Annotated in this window: 16 protein-coding genes; 14 read left to right on the plus strand and 2 right to left on the minus strand. The window is 69.4% G+C overall.

Annotated features, from left to right (window positions below):
- Nucleotides 1-747: 747 nt before the first annotated feature.
- From ngcE to OG242_RS26225, 9 genes are all read left to right on the plus strand, one after another.
- Nucleotides 748-2,193 carry an N-acetylglucosamine/diacetylchitobiose ABC transporter substrate-binding protein gene (gene ngcE / locus OG242_RS26185; protein ID WP_405900467.1) on the plus strand — a complete coding sequence of 482 codons (1,446 nt, stop codon included), beginning with the start codon at nucleotides 748-750 and terminating at the stop codon, nucleotides 2,191-2,193.
- Between the two features lie 50 nt (nucleotides 2,194-2,243).
- The gene (locus OG242_RS26190) at nucleotides 2,244-3,167 is read left to right on the plus strand and encodes a carbohydrate ABC transporter permease (RefSeq protein WP_405900468.1); all 924 of its coding nucleotides are present in this window, start codon (nucleotides 2,244-2,246) and stop codon (nucleotides 3,165-3,167) included.
- Nucleotides 3,168-3,261: 94 nt separating this feature from the next.
- A complete protein-coding gene (locus OG242_RS26195; RefSeq protein WP_405900469.1) occupies nucleotides 3,262-4,179 on the plus strand; it encodes a carbohydrate ABC transporter permease in 918 nt (305 codons plus the stop codon).
- A 223-nt stretch (nucleotides 4,180-4,402) separates the two neighbouring features.
- Nucleotides 4,403-5,602: an ROK family protein gene (locus tag OG242_RS26200; protein ID WP_405900470.1), complete on the plus strand. Its 1,200-nt coding sequence runs from the start codon at nucleotides 4,403-4,405 to the stop codon at nucleotides 5,600-5,602.
- A 123-nt stretch (nucleotides 5,603-5,725) separates the two neighbouring features.
- Nucleotides 5,726-6,793, plus strand: coding sequence for a sugar ABC transporter substrate-binding protein (locus OG242_RS26205; protein WP_405900471.1), 1,068 nt, complete (start codon nucleotides 5,726-5,728; stop codon nucleotides 6,791-6,793).
- Nucleotides 6,794-7,028: 235 nt separating this feature from the next.
- Nucleotides 7,029-7,817, plus strand: coding sequence for an ATP-binding cassette domain-containing protein (locus OG242_RS26210; protein WP_405900472.1), 789 nt, complete (start codon nucleotides 7,029-7,031; stop codon nucleotides 7,815-7,817).
- A complete protein-coding gene (locus OG242_RS26215) occupies nucleotides 7,814-9,112 on the plus strand; it encodes a sugar ABC transporter permease (protein ID WP_405900473.1) in 1,299 nt (432 codons plus the stop codon). The genes OG242_RS26210 and OG242_RS26215 overlap by 4 nt, the downstream gene beginning before the upstream one ends.
- Before the next feature lie 191 nt (nucleotides 9,113-9,303).
- Nucleotides 9,304-11,232, plus strand: coding sequence for a 1-deoxy-D-xylulose-5-phosphate synthase (gene dxs, locus OG242_RS26220; RefSeq protein WP_405900474.1), 1,929 nt, complete (start codon nucleotides 9,304-9,306; stop codon nucleotides 11,230-11,232).
- 171 nt (nucleotides 11,233-11,403) lie between these two features.
- Nucleotides 11,404-12,939: an amino acid permease gene (locus OG242_RS26225; RefSeq protein WP_405900475.1), complete on the plus strand. Its 1,536-nt coding sequence runs from the start codon at nucleotides 11,404-11,406 to the stop codon at nucleotides 12,937-12,939.
- A gap of 3 nt (nucleotides 12,940-12,942) precedes the next feature.
- Here the strand turns inward: OG242_RS26225 and OG242_RS26230 are convergent, their stop codons facing one another.
- Nucleotides 12,943-13,326, minus strand: coding sequence for an NTP pyrophosphohydrolase (locus OG242_RS26230; protein ID WP_405900476.1), 384 nt, complete (start codon nucleotides 13,324-13,326; stop codon nucleotides 12,943-12,945).
- 174 nt (nucleotides 13,327-13,500) lie between these two features.
- Between OG242_RS26230 and OG242_RS26235 the strand changes: the two genes are divergently transcribed.
- Entirely contained in the window at nucleotides 13,501-14,631 is a 1,131-nt protein-coding gene (locus tag OG242_RS26235; RefSeq protein WP_405900477.1) for a hypothetical protein, read from the plus strand.
- A 42-nt stretch (nucleotides 14,632-14,673) separates the two neighbouring features.
- Here the strand turns inward: OG242_RS26235 and OG242_RS26240 are convergent, their stop codons facing one another.
- Nucleotides 14,674-15,777 carry an LCP family protein gene (locus tag OG242_RS26240; protein WP_405900478.1) on the minus strand — a complete coding sequence of 368 codons (1,104 nt, stop codon included), beginning with the start codon at nucleotides 15,775-15,777 and terminating at the stop codon, nucleotides 14,674-14,676.
- Between the two features lie 256 nt (nucleotides 15,778-16,033).
- Between OG242_RS26240 and OG242_RS26245 the strand changes: the two genes are divergently transcribed.
- The 4 genes from OG242_RS26245 (at nucleotide 16,034) to OG242_RS26260 (ending at nucleotide 23,141) form a co-directional block, all read left to right on the plus strand.
- On the plus strand, nucleotides 16,034-17,143 hold the full coding sequence (locus OG242_RS26245; protein ID WP_405900479.1) for a hypothetical protein: 1,110 nt from the start codon (nucleotides 16,034-16,036) through the stop codon (nucleotides 17,141-17,143).
- Nucleotides 17,144-17,526: 383 nt separating this feature from the next.
- Complete coding sequence (locus tag OG242_RS26250) at nucleotides 17,527-19,332, plus strand: stealth family protein (RefSeq protein WP_405900480.1); 1,806 nt, start codon at nucleotides 17,527-17,529, stop codon at nucleotides 19,330-19,332.
- On the plus strand, nucleotides 19,329-20,258 hold the full coding sequence (locus OG242_RS26255) for a hypothetical protein (protein ID WP_405900481.1): 930 nt from the start codon (nucleotides 19,329-19,331) through the stop codon (nucleotides 20,256-20,258). Before OG242_RS26250 ends, OG242_RS26255 begins: the two co-directional genes overlap by 4 nt.
- A 9-nt stretch (nucleotides 20,259-20,267) precedes the next feature.
- The gene (locus tag OG242_RS26260) at nucleotides 20,268-23,141 is read left to right on the plus strand and encodes a stealth conserved region 3 domain-containing protein (RefSeq protein ID WP_405900482.1); all 2,874 of its coding nucleotides are present in this window, start codon (nucleotides 20,268-20,270) and stop codon (nucleotides 23,139-23,141) included.

A 23,141-nucleotide genomic window follows, 5' to 3' on the forward strand; every position in this document is an offset into this window, starting at 1 on the left:
TCGACACCCGATGACCGCTTCTTTCCGTCAGGGCCCTCTTCTACGGTATTGCGCCAGTCCGGTTGCTTTTCGTCCTCCTCGAAGGAGGTGCTGAAAGTCCGGTCGCCCGAGGGCCCTTGACCTCTTTCACCTGACCCGGCCGATTGAGCGGCGGCCGCCGTGGGGGCTGTCACGACCAGGACCAGTGAGGCCGCGATCAGTGCCGCCGTGCTGCTTTTTCTCGTGCGAGAACGGTGTCGGGGGTGCATGCCGAGCGATTCCTCCCGGGGAAGTGTGCGCTTGGACAACGTTGTCAGAAGGTGCGCAGGAACAAGTAGGGAGCGAAGTGGCGGGTGGTGTCAAGGAGTTGGATCAGAGCGGTCCGGTGAATCGACCGGAATGCGGAAAACGTTACATCCGAAGGGGGGTGCGGAGTGTCGAGGTATCCGCGAGGTCTCAACTCGGGAAAGACTGCCGTGCAACCTTGCTTTCGATCTTGCTCAGTTGGCGACAAGTGGACTATACCTGTCGGCGTCTGCACAGCTGGTTCACCGGTCGTGCGGCTGGGGGGACACGGGGGCAGGGCAACGCGACGCCGCAGGTGCGTCGGCTGTCCGGTCCCCCGGCGCCCCCCACGGCAATCGTTAGCCTGAAATCTGTACCACCCAAGCGCAACTGACCGCGGTGGCGGGGCCCTTCGCTGAGGCGAATTTCGACGGGGCGACCGGTACACACCGCCTGAGTCCTGGAGAAGGCGAGGACTTGAGCATGGGATCCACCTCCGCCCACAAGAATGATGGCCTTGGCCGTCGCGATGTGATCAAGCGTTCTGCCGCACTCGGCTTGATCGCCGTCCCGACGATGAGCTTCCTGTCCGCCTGCGCGAGCGGCGACAGCGGCGGCGACGAGCCCGTCAAGAAGGGCAAGACCAGCGCGAAGAACCCGCTGGGCGTCAACGAGGGCACCGCGCTCGACGTGGTCATCTTCAACGGCGGCTTCGGTGACAAGTACGCGAAGGACGCCGAGAAGAAGTACAAGGCGGCCTTCCCGAAGGCGGACGTCAAGCACACCGCGACGCAGAAGATCCAGTCGCAGCTGCAGCCGCGCTTCAACGGCGGCACCCCGCCGGACCTGATCGACAACTCCGGTGCCGAGCAGATGGACATGGGTGTCCTCGTCGGCAAGAAGCAGCTGCTCGACCTGACGCCGCTGATGGACGCCCCGTCCTACGACGACCCGAGCAAGAAGGTCCGCGACACCCTGCGTCCGGGCGTGCTGGAGATGGGCCAGTTCGACGGCGACCCGGTCTGGATCATGTACTACGCGTACACCGTGTACGGCGTGTGGTACTCGCAGACCAACCTGGAGAAGCTGGACGCGGAGTACCCCGAGACCTGGGACGACATGCTCGCCCTCTGCGCCAAGGCGAAGAAGAAGGGCGTCGCGGGCTGGACGTACCCGGGCAAGTACCCGTACTACCTGCCGTTCTCGCTCTACCCGTTCATCGCCAAGATCGGCGGCCGCGAGGTTCTCGACAAGATCGACAACCTGGAGCCGAACGCGTGGAAGGACCCCGCCGTCAAGGCGGCGTTCGAGGCGTACTACGAGCTGTACAAGAAGGGGTACATCCTCCAGGGCACCCCCGGTCTGACCCACATCCAGTCGCAGACCGAGTGGACGAAGGGCAAGGCGCTCTTCATCCCGAACGGTTCCTGGGTGGAGAACGAGGCGGCGCCGACCACGCCCGACGACTTCAAGATGATGGTCGCGGCCCCCTCCAGCCTGGACTCGTCCGACAAGCTGCCCTTCGGCACCATCTGGGCGTCCGGCGGTGAACCCTTCGTCGTCCCGGCCAAGGCGAAGAACCCCCAGGGCGGCATGGAGCAGCTGCGCATCATGCTCTCCGAGGAGTCCTCGAAGAACTTCACCACGCAGGTCAAGTCCCTGAGCGCCTTCAACGGCGGCACCGACGGCCTGACCCTCTCCACGGCCCTGCAGTCCGGCGTCGACGCGCTGAAGAAGGCCGGCGACAACGTGGTGAACCCGCGCATGCAGGACTGGTACGTGAAGCTCCAGAAGGAGCAGATCGGCACCGCCGGTCTCGGCGAGATGATGGCAGGCCGCCTGACCCCGGCCGAGGCCATCAAGAAGATCCAGGGCTACGCGGACGCCGCGGCCAAGGACCAGTCCATCAAGCACTACAAGCACCAGTGAGCAACCGTCACCAGCGGCGGCACCCGCGGAAAGATCGGGGTCGGTAAATCATGCAGCACGGCAAGTACCGGTTCATTGTGGGGTTCCTGGTAGTCCCCTTGGCCTTGTACGCGGTCTTCGTCATCTGGCCGTTCATCCAGGCCATCTACTATTCCTTCACTGACTGGACCGGTCTGAGCCCGGACTTCAAGATGGTCGGGTTCGGCAACTACTCCAGGATGCTGAAGGACGACATCTTCTGGAAGTCGCTTCAGCACAGCGTGGTGTTGGTGCTTGTGCTGCCGCTGGTGACGTTGGGCCTCGCGCTCTTCTTCGCCTTCATGCTCAACGTCGGAGGCCGCCGGCGCAAGAACGCCGCGGTCTCCGGCGTGCGGGGCTCTGGCTTCTACAAGATCGCCTATTTCTTCCCGCAGGTCCTCTCGATCGTCATCGTCGCCCTGCTGTTCCAGTTCGCGTTCAACCCGCGTTCCGGCATGCTGAATTCGGCGTTGAAGGGGATCGGTCTCGACTCCGTCCAGCCGGACTGGCTGGGCGACCCGAACCTGGCGCTGATCTGCGTCATGGTGGTGCTGGTCTGGTCGACGGTCGGCTTCTTCGTCGTCCTCTTCTCGGCCGGCATGGCGTCCATCCCGAAGGACTTCTACGAGGCCGCGCTCCTGGACGGGGCGAGCCGCGTCACGACGTTCTTCAAGATCACCGTCCCGCTGCTCTGGGACACCATCCAGTCGGGCTGGGTCTACATGGGCATCCTGGCCCTCGGCGTCGAGGCGTTCACGGCCGTCCAGGTCATGACGGTCGGCCCCGGCGGCCCCGACTACTCGACCTCGATCCTGCCGCTGTACGTGTACCAGACCGCCTTCCGCGACGGTCAGGCCGGATACGCGACGACGATCGGTGTCGGACTTCTCATCGTCACCATGGCGTTCGCCGCCGTCGTGATGCGGCTGGGCCGGCGCGAGCGGCTGGAGTTCTGATGCCGCGCCTCCCGGGACGCGTTCCCCGGACCCCCAGCAGGCAAGACAGCCCGGCCGCGGCGGCCGGCTCGACAGTAGTACGAGGTGAGCACACGTGAAGGCCACTGAAACCCCTCCCGCGGTCGCGGCGACGGAACCGGCCCCCGTGTCCAAGTCGCCCGCCCCCGGCGGCAAGGGGAAGGGCAGCGAGGGCCAGGTCCTCAACGTCTTCTCGCACGGCGTGCTGATCATCTGGGCGATCCTGGTGGTCCTGCCGCTGCTCTGGGCGATCATGTCCTCGTTCAAGAACGACGACTCGATCCTGTCGACGCCGTGGGCGCTGCCGGACAAGCTCCACTTCGACAACTGGTCACGCGCCTGGAGCCAGGCGCACATGAGCGATTACTTCTTCAACACGATCCTCGTGGTGGGCGGTTCGCTCATCGGTACGCTGCTGCTGGGCTCGATGGCCGCCTACGTGCTCGCACGGTTCGACTTCCCGGGCAACCGCTTCATCTACTACCTGTTCATCGGCGGGATGAGCTTCCCGATCATCCTCGCGCTGGTCCCGCTGTTCTTCGTGATGAACAACATGGGCCTGCTGAACACGCGGCACGGGCTGATCCTGGTCTACATCGCGTACTCGCTGCCCTTCACCGTCTTCTTCCTCACCTCCTTCTTCCGGACGCTGCCGGGGTCGGTGGCGGAAGCGGCGTCGATCGACGGGGCCTCGCACACCAGGACGTTCTTCCAGGTCATGCTGCCGATGGCAAAGCCCGGCCTGATCAGCGTCGGCATCTTCAACTTCCTGGGCCAGTGGAACCAGTACATGCTGCCCACGGTGCTGAACACCGATCCGAAGTACCGGGTGCTCTCGCAGGGGCTGGTCGAACTGGCCAACAGCCAGGGCTACAAGGGCGACTGGTCCGGGCTCTTCGCCGGTCTGGTGATGGCGATGCTGCCGGTCCTCGCGGCCTACATCATCTTCCAGCGCCAGGTCGTGGCGGGGCTCACCGCGGGCGCGGTGAAGTAACGCCCCGTATCGCCTGAACGCACCTGACGAACGAAACGAACCGCCCGCCGGCATCCAAGCCGGCGGGCGGTTCGTCTGCGTACGGGGGATTTCGCCCGGGCCGCCGGGCGCAGGAGCCGTGCTCATCCGTGGCTCCGACTGCTCAAGGTCTTGACGGGGCCCGCCCGAAAACGGTCAGCTTGGAGTTCACATGTTGGAGAATATGGCAGGAGTGAGTGAGTCGATGGAGACTCCGGGGTCGCAGACATCTCTGCATCGCGCCAACCTTGAGCGGGTCGTGCGCGCCGTACGTATGGCTGGTTCGCTCACCCAGGCGGAGATCGCCAGAAGCACGGGCCTGTCCGCGGCCACCGTCTCCAACATCGTTCGCGAACTGAAGGAGAGCGGCACCGTCGAGGTGACCCCCACCTCGGCCGGCGGCCGCCGGGCCCGCAGCGTCTCGCTCAGCGGGGACGCGGGCATCGTGATCGGCGTCGACTTCGGCCACACCCACCTGCGCGTGGCGGTCGGCAACCTGGCTCACCAGGTGCTCGCCGAGGAGTCGGAGCCGCTGGACGTCGACGCCTCCTCCGCCGAGGGCTTCGGGCGGGCGGAACAGCTGGTCAACCGCCTGATCGACACGACCGGGATCAGCCCGGGCAAGGTCATCGGGGTGGGGCTCGGTGTACCCGGCCCGATCGACGTCGAGTCCGGCACGCTGGGCTCCACGTCGATCCTGCCGGGCTGGACGGGCATCAACCCCAGCGAGGAGCTCGCCGCCCGCCTCGGCGTGCCGGTCTACGTGGACAACGACGCCAATCTGGGCGCGCTCGGCGAGCTGGTGTGGGGGAGCGGCCGGGGGGTCAGGGACCTCGCGTACATCAAGGTCGCCAGCGGTGTCGGCGCCGGTCTGGTGATCGACGGGCACATCTACCGGGGCCCCGGCGGCACGGCCGGCGAGATCGGCCACATCACCCTCGACGAATCGGGCCCGGTCTGCCGCTGCGGCAACCGCGGCTGCCTGGAGACCTTCACGGCCGCGCGGTACGTCCTGCCCCTGCTCCAGCCCAGCCACGGCCCCGATCTCACCATGGAGCGGGTGGTCCAGCTGGCCCGCGAGGGCGATCCCGGGTGCCGGCGGGTGATCGGCGACGTCGGACGGCACATCGGCAGCGGTGTGGCCAACCTCTGCAATCTGTTGAACCCGAGCCGTGTGGTGCTCGGCGGCTCGCTGGCGGAGGCCGGGGAGCTGGTTCTGGGGCCCATCAGGGACTCCGTGTCGCGTTACGCCATCCCCAGTGCCGCCCGGCAGCTCTCGGTGCTTCCGGGGGCTCTGGGGGGCCGTGCGGAGGTGCTGGGCGCGCTGGCGCTCGTCCTGAGCGAGATGGGGGATTCAACACTTTTGGAGAGCACCCTCCCTGCGGCCACTCCTGCCTTCACTTAGATAACGAATGGCACCGTTGTCATCTCGTTAAGGATTTACTCCTTGACGCCGCCCTTGCGGCCGAGTTGACTTCCAGCCACCTCGGCCGCGACGTTGCGGCCTCGTCAGGGAGGCAAACCCCCAATGAACGCAAGCACGCGACGCATCGTCATAGGCACGGCCGCTGTCTCGATGGCCCTCTCCCTCGCCGCTTGCGGCAAGGCCGGCGACGACAAGAAGGACTCGGCGGACTCGGGCAGCAAGACCAAGATCGGTCTGCTGCTCCCGGAGAACAAGACCGCCCGCTACGAGACGCTGGACAAGCCGCTGTTCATCGAAGCGGTCAAGAAGGACTGCGCGGACTGCGAGGTCGTCTACAACAACGCGGGCGGTGACGTCGGCCAGCAGAAGCAGCAGTTCGAGCAGCAGATCGCCGACGGCATCAAGGTCATCGCGATCTCCTCGGTCGACGCCGAGAAGTCCGCCGCCTGGGTCGCCGACGCCCACAAGAAGGGCGTCAAGGTCGTCGCGTACGACCGCGCCATCGCCGGTGCCGACGCCTACGTCAGCCACGACAACGAGAAGATCGGCACGCTCCAGGGCCAGGCCATCCTCGACGCCCTCGGTTCCAAGGCCTCCGGCGCCAACCTCGTCATGATCAACGGTGACGAGAAGGACCCGAACGCCGGTCTGTTCAAGAAGGGCGCCCACGCGTCCCTCGACGGCAAGATCAAGATCGCCTACGAGGCCTCCGGCGAGTGGGACCCGAAGATCGCCGGCGAGAAGATGACCGCCGCCATCTCCTCGGTCGGCAAGGGCAAGATCGACGCCGTCTACTCCGCCAACGACGGCATGGCGGGCGGCATCATCACGTCCCTGGGCAACGCCGGCATCAAGGACATCCCGGTGGGCGGCCAGGACGCCGAGCTCCCCGGCATCCAGCGGATCATCGCCGGTACGCAGACCTTCACGATCTACAAGTCGCCGAAGCAGCTCGCCCCGGCGGCCGCCCAGTTCGCCGTCAACCTGCTCCAGGGCAAGGACGTCGGCGCCCAGGGCGAGACGGACGGCGTTCCGTCCACGCTGCTTGAGCCGACCGTGGTGAACAAGGACAACATCCAGGACACCGTGATCAAGGACGGCATCTACAAGGTCGCCGATGTCTGCGTGAAGGACATCGCCGCCAAGTGCACCGCACTGGGCATCAAGTAGTCCCTCCTCGCGCCGGGGCCGACGAGCCCCGGCGCGAACGGGCGTGATCCGCACCGCATGGCGGAGTCCGCCCACCCCCCATGACTGTCCGGCCCCGGCCGGCTCACACCCCGCTTCCGGCCGGGTGCCGGACACTCTTCCCCCCCAGTGCTTCCCGTACGTCGACGCTGCCCCCCGTGGCGCGGCGTCTCCGCCGGTCAGGCGGCACATCCCCGCCGGTCAGGCGGCGAAGGAGATGGTTCACGTGTCACAGACGCCCGTGTTGGCGTTGCGTGGGGTCTTCAAGCGATTCGGAGCGGTCCAGGTCCTCTCCGGTGTCGATCTCGAAGTCCACGCCGGAGAAGTGGTCGCCCTGGTCGGCGACAACGGTGCAGGAAAGTCCACGCTGGTCAAGACGATCGCCGGCGTGCACCCCATCGATGAGGGCGTCATCGAGTGGGAGGGCGAGAAGGTGGACATCAGCCGTCCGCACGACGCCCAGAACCTCGGCGTCGCCACCGTCTACCAGGACCTCGCGCTCTGCGACAACCTGGACGTCGTCGCCAACCTCTTCCTCGGGCGTGAGATCAAGAAGGGCGGCGTCCTCGACGAGGTCGCCATGGAGAAGCGGGCCCAGGACCTCCTGTCCACGCTCTCCATCCGCATCCCCAGCGTCCGCATCCCGGTCGCCGCGCTCTCCGGTGGCCAGCGCCAGGTCGTGGCCATCGCCCGTGCCCTGGTCGGCAACCCGAAGATCGTGATCCTCGACGAGCCCACCGCGGCCCTCGGCGTCGAGCAGACCGCCCAGGTCCTCGACCTCGTGGAGCGGCTGCGCGAGCAGAACCTCGGCGTCATCCTCATCAGCCACAACATGGCCGATGTGAAGGCCGTCGCCGACCAGGTCGCCGTGCTGCGACTCGGCCACAACAACGGCGTCTTCCCCGTGGCGACGACCAGCCACGAAGAAATCATCGCCGCGATCACGGGCGCCACGGACAACGCCGTGACCCGCCGCAAGTCCCGCAGCGCGGAGGCATCCAAGTGAGCAACATCAACGAGACTCCGGCCAAGGTCCCGGCCCAGGCGGAGACCACCGAGGCTCCCGCGGCGGCGGACGGCGCGGTGCCGGCCGTCGACCCCCGCCTGCTCGTCCGCGAGCAGGGCTTCAAGGGCTACTGGACCGAGTTCAAGCGCAAGGTGCGCTCGGGCGAGATCGGCTCGCTGCCCGTCGTGGTGGGCCTGATCATCATCGGGATCGTCTTCCAGCTGGAGACCGGCAACTTCCTCACCTCGTACAACCTCGACCAGATCACGCTGTACGCGGCGGGCCCCGGCATCATGGCCGTCGGCATCGTCTTCGTGCTGCTGCTCGGCGAGATCGACCTCGCGGTCGGCTCCGTCGCGGGTCTCGCGGGCGCGGTGTGGGCCGTCCTCGGCACCGACATGCCCGACTCCCTCGCCATCGTGCTCGGCATCCTGTCCGGCACGGTCATCGGCGCCTTCCACGGCATCGTCTTCGCCAAGATCGGCGTGCCCGCGTTCGTCGTGACCCTGGCGGGCTTCCTGGGCTGGGCCGGCATGCAGACCTGGGTGATGGGCGAGAAGTCCACCATCACCACCCCGCTCGGCAGCTTCGTCCGCGACCTCACCAGCTACTACTTCCAGGACGTCGCCGCCGCCTACGGCCTGGCCATCTTCGTGATCGTCGCCTTCTACCTCGCGCAGCTGCGCGACGCCAGGCGCCGCAAGGCCGCGGAGCTGCCGCACCGCCCGCAGAGCGAGATCATCCTGCGCACCGCGCTGCTCGCCGTCCTGGCCCTCCTCGCCGCGTACGCGTTCAACCAGCAGCAGGGCCTCCCGCTCTCCCTGGTGATCTTCCTCGCGATCCTGGTCCTCACCGACTTCGTGCTGCGCCGCACCACGTACGGCCGTCAGGTCTTCGCGGTCGGCGGTGGCGTCGAGGCGGCGCGCCGTGCCGGTATCAACGTGTCCTGGATCCGTATCTCGGTGTTCTCGATCTCCGGCACGCTCGGTGCGGTCGGCGGTCTCTTCCTGGCCTCCGCGACCGGCGGCGCCGACCGTTCGCTCGGTGGCGGCAACCAGCTCATGATGTGCATCGCCGCGGCCGTCATCGGCGGTACGTCCCTGTTCGGCGGACGCGGCAAGGTCTGGTCCGCGCTCCTGGGCATCCTGGTCATCCAGTCGATCGTCCAGGGCCTCAACCAGATGAACCTGTCGTCGAACGCGATCCAGTACATGATCACCGGTGCGGTCCTCCTCATCGCCGTGATCATCGACTCGGTCTCGCGCAAGACGCAGAAGACAGCGGGCCGCGCCTGACCGCGGATCCGCAGGATTGCCCGGCACCCGCCACGGGTGCCGGGCACCTGCGTGCCGGGGCTCGGGCATACTCGTGTTTCCGGCACCGGGGGTGGCCGCGTCCCCGCCCCAGGCGTACGCGGACGTTGCCGAACATTTAGACTCTGCGGATCGGCAAGAAGTTCGACCGGCTCAAACGCAAGGAGGCACGGGTGCCGTTGCTGACCCAGATCCAGGGACCGCGTGACCTTGACCGGCTCACTTCCGAGCAGCTGGTGCAGCTCGCAGAAGAGATCCGGACCTTCCTCGTCGACGCCGTCTCCAAGACCGGCGGCCACCTCGGCCCCAATCTGGGCGTCGTCGAGCTGACCATCGCCCTGCACCGGGTCTTCGACTCGCCGAAGGACAAGGTCCTCTTCGACACCGGCCACCAGAGCTACGTGCACAAGCTCCTCACCGGCCGCCAGGACTTCAGCAGGCTCAAGAGCAAGGGCGGCCTGTCCGGCTACCCCTCGCGCGCCGAGTCCGAGCACGACGTCATCGAGAACTCGCACGCCTCCACCGTCCTGGGCTGGGCCGACGGCCTCGCCAAGGCCAACGAGGTCCGCGGCAAGGACGACCACGTCGTCGCGGTCATCGGCGACGGCGCCCTCACCGGCGGCATGGCCTGGGAGGCGCTGAACAACATCGCCGCCGCCAAGGACCGCCCCCTCGTCATCGTCGTCAACGACAACGAGCGCTCCTACGCGCCCACCATCGGCGGCCTCGCCAACCACCTGGCCACCCTGCGCACCACCGACGGCTACGAACGCTTCCTGGCCCGCGGCAAGGACCTCCTGGAGCGCACCCCCGTCGTCGGCAAGCCGCTGTACGAGACGCTGCACGGCGCCAAGAAGGGGCTGAAGGACTTCATCGCCCCGCAGGGCATGTTCGAGGACCTCGGCCTGAAGTACGTCGGCCCCATCGACGGCCACGACATCGAGGCCCTGGAGTCCGCGCTCCAGCGCGCCAAGCGCTTCGGCGGCCCCGTCATCGTGCACTGCCTCACCGAGAAGGGCCGCGGCTACACCCCCGCCCTGCTCGACGAGGCCGACCGCTTCCACGCCGTCGGCAAGATCCACCCGGACACGGGCCTGCCCGTCGCCACCTCCGGCCTCGACTGGACCTCGGTGTTCGGCGAGGAGATGGTCAAGCTCGGCCACGAACGCGAGGACATCGTCGCGATCACCGCGGCCATGCTCCAGCCGGTCGGCCTGACCGGGTTCGAGAAGGAGTTCCCGGACCGGATCTACGACGTCGGCATCGCCGAGCAGCACGGCGCGGTCTCCGCGGCCGGCCTCGCCACCGGCGGCCTGCACCCCGTCTTCGCGGTGTACGCCACGTTCCTCAACCGCGCCTTCGACCAGGTCCTGATGGACGTCGCCCTGCACAGGTGCGGGGTCACCTTCGTCCTGGACCGGGCCGGCATCACCGGTACCGACGGCGCCTCGCACAACGGCATGTGGGACATGTCGATCCTCCAGGTCGTGCCCGGCCTGCGGATCGCCGCCCCGCGCGACGCCGACCAGGTCCGCGCCCAGCTGCGCGAGGCCGTCGACGTCGACGACGCCCCCACGGTCGTCCGCTTCTCCAAGGGCGCCGTCGGCCCCTCGGTCAAGGCGGTCGGCACGGTGGGCGGCATGGACGTGCTGCGCAAGCCCGCCGCCGCCCGGCCCGACGTCCTGCTCGTCTCCATCGGCGCCCTGGCCCCGATGTGCCTGGAGATCGCCGACCTGCTCGACGCCCAGGGCATCTCGACGACCGTCGTCGACCCCCGCTGGGTCAAGCCCGTCGACGAGGCCATGGCCCCGCTCGCCGCGCAGCACCGCGTCGTCGTCACCGTCGAGGACAACAGCAGGGCCGGCGGCGTCGGCTCCGCGGTCTCCCAGGCGCTGCGCGACGCGGACGTCGACGTCCCGCTGCGCGACTTCGGCATCCCGTCGGTCTTCCTCGACCACGCCTCCCGCAAGGAGGTCATGGCCGAGATCGGGCTGACCGCCCCGGACATCGCCCGCCAGGTCACCGGCCTGGTCGCCAAGCTCGACGGGCGCTACTCCACGGGCGCGGAGGACCGCACCATCGCGGAGCGCGTCCGGGACTGACCCGTAGGGGGTGTCTTGCCGCTTCGGCCGAACGGGCCGGTCGGACCACCCGTAACGAGTGGTCCGACCGGCCCGTTCGCGTGAAATCCCGCCGCGGCAGGCGTGCCGCGGACAGGTGGTCCGGCCGGGTCCGAATCATGGCGTGCACGACGAGTGCGTGGAGGTACGCCGGTGAGCACGCAGCAGGACCTGCCCCCCAGCGGAGACGGGCTGTTCAGGACCAAGACGGTCGAGCAGTCCATCCGCGACACCGAAGAGCCGGAGCACGCCCTCAAGAAGTCCCTCTCCGCCCTCGACCTCACGGTCTTCGGGGTCGGCGTCGTCATCGGCACCGGCATCTTCGTCCTCACCGGCAAGGTGGCCAAGGAGACGGCGGGCCCGGCCACCGCCCTCGCCTTCGTCGTCGCCGGCGTCGTGTGCGCGCTGGCTGCCCTGTGCTACGCGGAGTTCGCGTCCACCGTGCCGGTCGCGGGGTCCGCGTACACCTTCTCGTACGCCTCGCTCGGCGAACTGGTCGCCTGGATCATCGGCTGGGACCTGGTGCTGGAGTTCGCGCTGGGCACCGCGGTGGTCGCGGTCGGCTGGTCCGGTTACGTCCGCTCGCTGCTGGACAACGCCGGCTGGCACCTGCCGGACGTGCTGGCCGGGCCGGACGTGGCGGACGGCTTCGGTTTCGACATCCTCGCCTTCGCCCTGGTGCTGGTCCTCACCGTGATCCTGGTACTGGGCATGAAGCTCTCCGCCCGGGTCACCACGGTGGTGGTCGCGATCAAGATCGCCGTCGTCCTGGTCGTTATCATCGCGGGCCTGTTCTTCATCGACACCGGCAACTACTCGCCGTTCGTCCCCGACGCCGAGCCGCAGCCCTCCGGGTCCGGGTTCGACGCCCCGCTGGTCCAGCTGATCTTCGGCTACGCCCCGACGAACTTCGGCGTCATGGGCATCTTCACCGCCGCCTCCGTCGTCTTCTTCGCCTTCATCGGCTTCGACGTCGTCGCCACGGCGGCCGAGGAGACGAAGCTGCCGCAGCGCGACATGCCGCGCGGCATCCTGGCCTCCCTGCTCATCTGCACCGTGCTCTACGTCGCCGTGTCGATCGTCGTCACCGGCATGCAGCACTACACGGAGCTGTCCGTCAGCGCCCCGCTCGCCGACGCCTTCAAGGCCGTCGGGCACCCCTTCTACGCGGGCGTCATCAGCTTCGGCGCCGCCGTCGGCCTCACCACGGTGTGCATGATCCTGCTGCTCGGCCAGACCCGGGTGTTCTTCGCGATGAGCCGCGACGGCCTGCTCCCGAGGTTCTTCTCCAAGACGCACCCGCGCTTCCACACCCCGTACCGCCCGACCATCCTGCTCGGCGTGATCATCGCCGTCGTCGCCGGCGTGACCAGCATCAACGAGCTCGCGACGCTGGTGAACATCGGCACGCTCTTCGCCTTCGTGGTCGTCGCCCTCGGCGTCATCGTGCTGCGCCGCACCCGCCCGGACCTGCACCGCGCCTTCCGCACGCCGTGGGTGCCGGTGGTCCCGGTCGTGTCGGTGGCCGCCTCGGTCTGGCTGATGCTCAACCTGCCGGCCGAGACGTGGCTGCGGTTCGCGATCTGGATGGTGATCGGCGTGATCATCTACTTCGCGTACGGCCGCTCGCACAGCCGGCTGCACCGCGGACGGGCCGAGGCCGAGCGCGGTGCACGCCCCCGTACGTGACCGTCACGCCTCCGGCCGCACCGTGCGGGGCCCCGCGCACCGCGCCCCGTGTGCCTCGACCCGGCGCCGCAGCCCGCGGTCGGCGGTGATGACGAGGCAGGGGCGCGGCGCGGCCTCCGCCGCCAGCTCCGCGATCAGGTCGTCACCGCTGCCCGCGGCCGCCTCCACCCGCACCCCGGGCACCGGAGCGACCTCCCGGGCCCGCCCCTCGACCACCAGGACCAGATCGACGGGACCCGGCAGACCGGGCAGGCCGTCGGAGGCGTACGGCACCAGCGAATCGCGCAGCCGCTCGGCCGCGCCGCGGCGGTCGCGCCACCAGCCGTCCGGAACGGACCCGACCACGTTGGCGGCGTCGACGATCACCAGGGACAGCGGAGTCGGCATGGGGCCAGCCTGTCACGTCAGGGTGCCCCGGAGCCTCGCGCACGCGGGCCGGACGCGGTGATTCCAAGGGTTCGAACGGTGATTCTATGATGGTGCTCCCCGACTTCCGGGTGCCGGTCGTGACACAAAGCCGCAGCTCGGGAGCGGACCATCACGGAAGGAAGACGCCACGACATGCGAGCCAGGTCGAGACGTGCCCAGGGGAGCGCCTCGGGCAAGGGCGAGGACGCCCCGCGAGACTTCGACAGCGCCCGGGAGACGGCCGAGACCCCGGTCGACGGACGCTGGCTCGTGCGTGGCAAGGACGGCAGGCTCACCGCGTACGCCCGCAACGAGGACGGGCTCCTGCGCTGGACCGAGGAACGCCCCGGCGGACCCGGCTGGGAGGGCCCGGAGTTCTTCCCCGTACCCGCCCTGAACCACCTCGGCCTTGCCCAGGGCGCGGACGGTTACGTGCATTTCGTCGGGCGCCGGACCGTGGACGGGGCGGACGGCCTGCCGCAGGTCGACCTCGTGCACGCCGTCCAGTACCAGACGGGCCGCCCGGTCACCGCGTGGCGGACCCTGGGCAATCCGTACAAGGACGGCGACGAGCGGGCCGCCCGCATCGGTCCGCCGGCCGCCGGTGTCGCCGCGACCGGCGCGGTCCACGTCTTCGTCCGCAACGCCAACGGCGGCATGATGATGCGCCGCGAGGGCAAGAACGGCAAGTGGGAGGGGTGGAAGGACCTCAGGGGCACCCTCGGCAAGGAGACGATGGCCGTCGCGGTCGCCGAGTCGGGGCGGATCGAGCTGCTCGTCCCCGGCACCAACAAGGCCATGCGGTGGGCCCAGAGCGAGCCCGGCGGCGCCCTCCAGAAGGGCGACAACCTGAACGTCAGGATCGCCGGCGGCGCGGTGAGCGTGCTGGAGACCGCTCCCGACCGCAACACCTACTACTGGACCGACGCCACCGCGGGCACCCTGGTCGCCAACCGCCTGGACACCCCGCCCATCACGATCGGGGACACCCCCGCGGAGGGCCCGGTCGCGGTGCTGCGCGCCGAACTCGACGACTACGACTGCACCGTGCTCGCCCACCGCGCCCGCGACGGCCGTGTGCTGCTCGCGGCCTGCGGTACGCAGAACGAGGCCGGCGGCCTGTGGTGGGCGGCGACGGGCGAACGCACCGGCGCGCCCCCGGCGTTGGCGCTCGACGGGCGGGGGCGTGTGGTGCTGGCGGTGATCGGCGAGCGCGGCGGGCTGTACGTGGCCCGGCAGAACAGCGAACCGGGGCTCGCGCTGGGGCCTGCGCGGCGGGTGTGAAACGGGGCCGGGGGCCGTCCGGCCCCCGGCCCCCGTGGTCTGTCAGCCGCCCGTGGCGGGGGACTTCTTGGCCGACGCGGGGATGGCGCTGTCCGTACGGATCGCCTTCCACAGGGTCGTGGCCTGCGGCTCCGCCGCGATCACGCGGTTGGGGTCGATCTTGTCGTAGGCGACGGGGAGCATGATCGTCTCCATCGTCTCCGGGTCGACACCGTTCATCGAACGGGCGAACTGGGTGAGCGACGTGAGCGAGGCCAGGTCCTCGTCGGTGGTGAGGGACTTGGTGGCCGAGTTGGCGATCTTGTAGGCGCTCGTCGGACTGCCCAGCAGATCCTGCTTCTTCACCTCGCTGAGCAGAGCCATGAGGAACTGCTGCTGGAGTCCGATGCGGCCGAGGTCGCTGCCGTCACCGATGCCGTGCCGGGTGCGGACGTAGGAGAGGGACTCGGTCCCGTTGAGCTTGTGCGACCCGGCGGTCAGGTCGAGACCGGAGGACTTGTCGTGGATGTCCTCCGGGACGTCGACGGTGACGCCGCCGATGGCGTCGACGAGGCCCTTGAACCCGGCGAAGTTGATCTCCAGGTAGTGGTCGATGCGTACGCCGGACATCTTCTCGACGGTCTTGACCACACAGGCCGGACCGACCTGCGAGTAGACGGAGTTGAACATCACGCGGTCCTTGGTGGGCACCGTCGAACCGTCGCCCTTGGTGCACTCGGGCCGGGTCACCAGGGTGTCGCGCGGGATGGAGACGGCGACGGCCTTCTCCCGGCCCTCCGGAATGTGCACGACCAGCGCCGTGTCGGACCGCGCCCCGCTGACCCCGACGCCGCCGCCGAGCTTCTTGTTCTCCGCACCGGCCCGCGAGTCCGACCCGAGGACCAGCAGGTTCTGCCCGCTGGTGGGGAGCTTCTCGGGCCGGTCCTCACCGAGCGCCTTGTTGATGTCGACGCCCGTGATGTTGCCGTCGAGCCGGCTCCAGAGCCACCAGGCGGTGCCGCCGGCGGCGAGGAGCAGGACGAGCAGGACAATGAGGGTGATCTTGAGGCCGCGACGACGCTTGCGGCCCTCCTTACGCTTCCCCCGGCCGCCGTGGGACGCCGGACGGCCCTCTTGCGTGCTCGCGGGTATGGCGTCGTGGCTCATCGTGGTCGAGTCCTCAAATCTCGTGGCCCCGGGCGGGCTGTGGAGTGCGTGGGACTCGGGTGGGGGGCTGGGCCGGTCCGTGCGTGCATGACTGAGCGTGCACTATAGAACAGACGATCGTGCGAATACGTGTTTCGGTTCCCGGGTCACCGGCCGGGACGGCCCGGAGTGGGCGCGTCGTTGCTGCGCATATGATGCTATCGGTCCTGTGCGGGCGCGATGAAGAACCGGTGAAGGGGAGAGGGTGACGGGGGCCATGCGGAGAAGAAGAACGGGCTCCGCGGACAGCGCCCTCCTCTCGGCCCGGCCCTCCGGAAGCCACGGGGTCAGCGATGTGCCGCGCGGCCGCTGGATGACGCTCGGCAAGGACGCCAGGCTCACGGTCTACGCCCGCACGGACGGCGGTCTGCTGCGCTGGACGCAGCGGAGCCCCGGCGGCGACCGGTGGGACGGACCCGACTTCGTGCCGGTCGCGGGCCTGACGGACCTCACCGTCGTACAGGGCGCCAACGCGTACGTGCACTTCCTCGGCCGGCGGGAACGCCGGGACGCCGAGGGGCCGAAGGTGGACTTCGTGCACGCCGTCCAGTACCAGACCGGCCGCCCCGTCACCGCGTGGCGCTCCCTCGGCAACTTCTACCGGGACCGGGAGAAGGGCCTGAAGGTGGGTCCGCCGGCCGGAGCCGTCGACGCGCAGGGGACGGTTTTCGTCTTCGCGCGCAACGCGGGCGGCGGACTGCAGATGCGCCGCGAGGGCAAGGGCGGCAAGTGGGGGTCCTGGCAGGACCTCAAGGGCGGCGGGCTCTCCGCCGGGATCGTGCCGTCGGTGACCTCGGGCGGGCTCGTGGAGGTCTTCGCGACCAGCGACCGCGGGGTGCTGCAATGGCGTCAGGACGCGCCGGACGGCCCGCTGCAGATGGTTCCTCCCTTGCAGTTCTACGCCCTGGAGGGGACCGCGACGGCGCTGGAGACGGCGCCGGACCGGTTCACGTACTACTGGACCGATGCGGCCACGGCAGGGATCGTCTCCTTCCGGGCGGGCGCCTGGCCCGTACTGCTGGGCGGGTACCCCGGAGAGGGCGCCGTCGTCGCCCTGCGCGCCGCGCTCGACGGCTACGACTGCACGGTCCTCGCGCAGCGCGGGACGGGCGGCACCCTGCTGATCGGGGTCTGCGGCACCGAGGGGGAGCAGGACGGCGTCTGGTGGTCCGACACCGCCCAGGAGTGCGTCGGGGAACCCGCGCTCGCTGTCGACGGGCACGGTCGCGTCGTCGTGGCGGTGCGTGGACGGGACGGGGCCGTGTCCTTCGCCCGGCAGGAGCCGGGTCCGGGGCTCACGCTCTCGGCACAGTGGCAGCGGCTGTGACCCGGCGGAGCTCCGTGGGGTGACGGCACCGCGATGTCATCCGCCCTTCACGCGATGATCACGTGAAGTCGTAAAAGGTTGTACGAGTCCTCCGTGGGATTCGTCACGGGTGCATATTGCACGCGTTCACCATTTTGACTGGACGTTGACCGGGTCTTTATGTGAAGGTTCTGTGACTTGTTCGTGGGTGAGCAAGTGTGACCGCCCTGCGGGGCGGTTTTTCATGGGGGATGACAGGTTTCGGTCTCATGCCGTCCTTCGTCCGGGCGCAACGAGGCATCCGGTCGAGGCGGGTGCTGGACCGCAGTGGCGTGGGTGGTGGATGCCTCGTGGTCGGTTCCGGCAATCCGGAGGCGGGATCGCTGGTTTCGGCATATCGGTCCGTGGTGCCGGCCGGCGCGCGGAAGGGCATCGTGCGCAGAGTCCCGGCCCCGCTGCGCTCAGTGGTGAAGTCCTCGTTCAGCTCCGTCGACGCCATCCGGTCCGCGACGGTCGTGTGGGCGATGGGCGGCCGCCGCAACGGACCCCGGCACAGCCTGACCTCCACCCGCCGTGTGGTGCGCGTCAAGGGCCGGCACGTGCACGCCCTGGTCGTCGAGGGCGCCACGGCGTGGGCGGCCAGAGCCCGCAATCTGCACATCGTCGTCGCCGCACTGGAGGCCGGGGGAGTCGACTACTTCTGCGTGCGCGGCGCCACGCTGGACCTCCCGACCGTCGCGGTGCCCGCAGCACAGCGCGAGTCGGCGGAGGAGATGCTCCAGATCGCCTTCGAACAGACCCCCGGCTACGTCGGGGCGGCCACCGCGTCGGAGTCCGGCATGCGGCCCGGCGACGGCGCCAAGTCCTGGCGCCAGCTGCGCAAGCACGCCGCCCTCCGCGTCGCCTGGTACGTCACCGACCCGACCGAGGAACTCGTCTACGGCGCCGACCAGGGCTGCGACGTGGAGTTCTGGGAGGAACGGGACGGGCAACTGGAGGCACCCCGCCCCAACCGCGTGGTGACCGAGGTGGCGGTCGACGCACCGCGCCACATCGTCCCGCAGGCCCTCTTCGCCCTGATCCCCGGCGCCTACTCCACCGGCAGCGCGCGTACCGTCGCCGAGTTCACCCAGCCCCTGGCCGACGACCACCTCTTCCCCATCGACGTCGTCTACACCTGGGTCGACGACTCGGACCCCCAGTGGAGCGCCGAACGCGACGCCGTCCGCTCGGGGCAGCAGGGTGACCAGGCGCCCCAGCCCCTGCACGAGCAGGCGGCCAACGACTCGCGCTTCACCAGCCGCGACGAACTGCGCTACTCCCTGCGCTCCCTGCACCAGTACGCGCCCTGGGTCCGCACCGTCTACCTGGTCACGGCCGGACAGGTGCCCGGCTGGCTGGACACCGACGCACCGGGCATCAAGGTCGTCGACCACCGCGAGATCTTCTCGGACCCCACCGCCCTGCCCACGTTCAACTCGCACGCCATCGAGAGCCAGCTGCACCACATCGAGGGCCTGTCCGAGCACTTCCTCTACCTCAACGACGACGTGTTCTTCGGCCGTCCGCTCAGCGCCGACCGCTTCTTCCACACCAACGGCCTGACCAAGTTCTTCCAGTCCAAGGCCCTCATACCGACCGGCCCCGTGGACAGCGACGACCTGCCGGTGAACGCGGCGGGCAAGAACAGCCGGGCCCTGATCGAGCGGTCCTTCGGCACCCGTATCGCGCAGAAGATGAAGCACACCCCGCATCCGCTGCGCCGGAGCATCCTCTCCGACATCGAGCTGGTCTACAGCGCGGAGCACCACCGCACCCAGCACTCCCGCTTCCGGTCGCCGGACGACGTCCCCATCGCCTCGTCCCTGCACCACTACTACGGCTTCCACACCGGCCGCACGACCACGGGGAACCTGCGCTACCAGTACATCGACCTCGCCGCGGACCAGGCGCGGCGCCGCCTGGACAGCCTCCTGGCCCACCGGCACTTCGACACGTTCTGCCTGAACGACACCGTCGAACACCCCGACCCGGAGGCACAGGAGCGCATGGTCAGGGACTTCCTCGACGCCTACTTCCCCGTACCCAGCCGCTACGAGCTGCCCGACGGGGTCGTCGGTCCCACCCGGCTCACCGACCGCCGCGCCTCGGCCTCGACGCTCGACGCGGTTCCCACCCAACGCGGCCTTGCCGACGGAGTTGCCAGATGAAACGCCGACGCCCCCTGCGCGCACTGCGTCGCCGAGCCGCCCGTGGCCGGTCGGTCCTGCTGCGTCGCTATTTCCTGCCCCGTCGCCAGGGCCGTGCAGCCGTGCTCCACTACGCCGCCGTGCTGGACGGGCAGACCGTGAACCTGCACGCCCGGATGCCGCACTGGGTACGGCCGGACGAGAACGCCCGGATCGAGCTGCGGCGCCGGGGCCGCCGGCACGCCACCGACGCCAAGGTGTACACCGACCACGACGGAGGCGTCGCGATGGACGCCGCGATCCTGCTCGGGCAGGACGTGAGCGGCCTGCCGCTGACGCCCGGCCGCTGGAAGATCCGGCTGCGCCTGTCGCAGGGACTGCGCCGCCGTGCGTTGCCCCTGCTCCTCGTGGACCTCCCCACCCCGTACGGCGGTCCGACGCGCCCCATGGAGGCGTCCGCCGCGACCGGCGACCGCTACCGGCTGGGCCGCAGCGTCACCGGCAGCGCCCAGGTCACGTTGAGCCGGCCCCAGCCGTCGGCGGAGGTCGTGCGGGTCCACGTGACCCACAGCCAGGTCGACGTCACCTTCCGGGTGGTGGGCGGAAGGCCCGAGTCCCCCTCGGTGGAGTTCGTCGCCTCGGGGCGTCGCCTGGAGGCGAGCGCCGAACGGTTCGGCGAAGGGCTGTGGCAGGTGTCCGTGCCGCTGCACCTCATGGCCCCGCTCCGTGACCGTGCCGAGCAGTGGGACCTGGTTCTCAGCTCGGGGAACCTGCGGACCATGCGCCTCGGCCGGCGCCTCCACGACGTCCGCAACCCCGGGCGGGTCTTCGCCTACCGGCAGACCGCGGTCACGCCCGTGGGCCGCCACCCCTTGCTCGTACTGCCCCGCTACACACCCGCGGGTAACTTCCGCATCCAGTGCAGCCCGATGACGGAAGCCGTGTAACCGCGCCCAATGAAGATCACTTTTCTCCTGCTCACCGCGGACGCCGTGGGAGGCACCGAACGAGCAGTGTTCAACCAGGCCGCCGAACTCGTGGGCAACCACGACGTCCGCGTGATGAGCATCCTCAAGACCCAGCCGCAGCTCTTCTTCCCGATCGACGAGCGCATCCGCGTCGACTACCTGATCGACCGGACCGGCCCCGCCCCCCTCCCCGTCCGCCCCACCGGACTGGCCCCCGAGGCGTGGGCACAGGTGGCGGACCGGCCGAGCACCCTGGTCGACCCGGCCTGGGAAGCGGCGTTCAACCGCCTGACCGACCTGGAACTGGAGTACGCGCTCCAGCACACCGACACCGATCTCCTGATCACCACCACGCCGGCGCTCATGGCCCTCGCGGTCCAGCTGGCGCCCCCACACGTGATGACGCTCCACCAGGAGCACCGGGTCTCGGAGCTGCGGGGCGCCAGCGCCGAGCCTCTCCTGCGCTACGCCTCCCGCCTGGACGCGCTCGCCGTCCTCAGCAACCGCACGCGCGACTGGTTCGCCGAAACCCTCGGCCACAGCGCGCCCCGCATCGACGTCGTCCCCAACGCGCTGCCGCGCGGATTCCGGCCCCGCTCGACCCTGGAGACCCGGAGCGTCGTCATCGCGGGCCGTCTCGTCGGCGAGAAGCAGATCGACCACGCGATCACCATCTGGGACACCGTGGCCCGCGTGCACCCCACCTGGACGCTGCGCGTCTTCGGCGACGGCCCGCTCGCGGGCACCCTGCGACGGCAGATCGACATGCTCGGCCTCCAGGACAGCGTCCAGCTCAACGGCAACTCCCCCCACCTCGCCGAGGAGTGGGCCAAGGCCAGCATCGCCCTCATGACCTCCCGCAACGAGGCCTTCCCACTGGTGCTGACCGAGGCCCAGGCCGCCGGCGTGCCCGTGGTCTCGTACGACTGCCCCAACGGTCCGCGCGAAGTCGTCCTGGACGGGCAGACCGGCATCCTCGTGCCGGCCGGGGACACCGATGCCGCAGCCCGGGCGCTCATCCGGCTCATCGAGGACGCGCCCCTGCGCCACGGCATGGGCCACGCGGCCGCGGAATCGGTCGCCCGGCTCGCGCCGCCCGTGGTCACCGCCATGTGGGAGAAGATCTTCGCCGAGCTGCACGCCGCCCGGCCGTCCGGGGAACGCGAGTCCCGCAAGGCGGAGCGGCAGGCCCTGCACGCCCTGATGAGCGGCCAGGAGGGGATCCTCCGTCCGGCCGCGCCGGCCCCCGCGACCACCATCGACACCAAGGCGCAGCGGGCCCTGGAGGAGCGGCTGCTCCGTGCCGACCGGGCTCTCGTGCGCGACGGCGGCCAGCTGTGCCGCCGGATGGGCAGCGAATCCCCCTGGGACGTGGTCCAGCACAACCTCGCCCTGGTCGCCACTGCCCTGGAGAACGCGCGCATCCCGTACTTCGTGACCCGGGACACCAACGTCCGGCACGCGGTCGCCGTCCACGTCTCCAACCGGGAGTCCGTGCTCAAGGCCCTCACCGCCGCGCACGCGGAAAGCGCGGTGTACGTGGCGCTGCTCAACGAACGCCAGAGCCCGACCGCCACGGTCCTCGCCGCATTCGCCGAGCAGCACGCGCAGACCCCCTGCTCCGCCGTGCGCGTCTACCAGAATGCCGTCACGCCCGCCCGCACTCTCCGCCTCGCCGGGGTCTACGGCTGCACCGTCAACTTCTGGGAGGAGGACCCGGAGGACCCGAGCACGATGGTCTCGCCGGTGCGCACCGTGGTGGGCGACAGGGTGCCCACCCAGAACATGAACGTCATCGGAACCGTCCTGGGCGGGCGCACCTACCCCACCATCGAGCCGTACGCCGGCGCCGTCCACGGAGACGTCAACTTCCCCATCGACGCGGTGTACACCTGGGTCAACGGCGGCGACATCGGCTGGCTGGAACGGAAGCACGCGGTGATGCACGCCCTCGGCATGCAGACCGAGGACTCCGCGAGCAGCGCCGCCCGCTTCCGCGACCGCGACGAGCTGCGCTACTCGCTGCGTTCCATCGACATGTACGCCCCGTGGATCCGCACCATCTACCTGGTCACCGACCAGCAGGTCCCGGAGTGGCTCGACCTGAACCACCCGCGGGTCCGCGTGGTCGACCACCGGGAGATCTTCGCCGATCCCTCGGTGCTGCCGACGTACAACTCGCACGCCATCGAGAGCCGGCTGCACCGCATCGACGGGCTGTCCGAGCACTTCCTGTACTTCAACGACGACGTCTTCATCGGCCGGGTGCTCCAGCCGAGCATGTTCTTCCAAAGCAACGGCGTCGCCAAGCACTTCATGTCCCCGACGACCGTGCCCATGGGGCCGACGACGGCCGCCGACGAGTTCAACGTGAGCGCGGCCAAGAACAACCGCCAACTGATAGCCGACTCGTTCGGGCAGGTCATCGCCCACTCCTTCCTGCACGCGCCGCACCCCCTGCGCCGCAGCGTCCTCGCGGACATCGAGCACTACTACGAGCCCGCCGTCACCCGGACCGCTGCCAGCCGCTTTCGCAGCCACTCCGATCTCGCCATCGCCTCGTCGCTGCACCACTACTTCGGGTTCCACACCCAGCGGTCGGCACCGGGCAGCATCAACTGCGGCTTCGTCAACGTGGGCCTGAGCGAGCACCGGCAGCGGCTCTCCCGCCTCCAGCTCAACCGTCCGCACGACGTGTTCTGCCTGAACGACTACCACGACGGCGATGTCACCGAGGACGAGCAGGACGCCGTGCTTGCGGCCTTCCTGCCCTCGTACTTCCCGGTGGCCAGCCAGTTCGAGGCAGGCTCCCCGCGCAACCAGCGCTTCCACGCCGGCAACCTGCCGGGATGGCCGATGTGA

Origin of the sequence: Streptomyces sp. NBC_00727 (genome assembly GCF_045161745.1) — a bacterium.
In the GTDB taxonomy this organism is placed as follows: Bacteria; Actinomycetota; Actinomycetes; order Streptomycetales; family Streptomycetaceae; genus Streptomyces.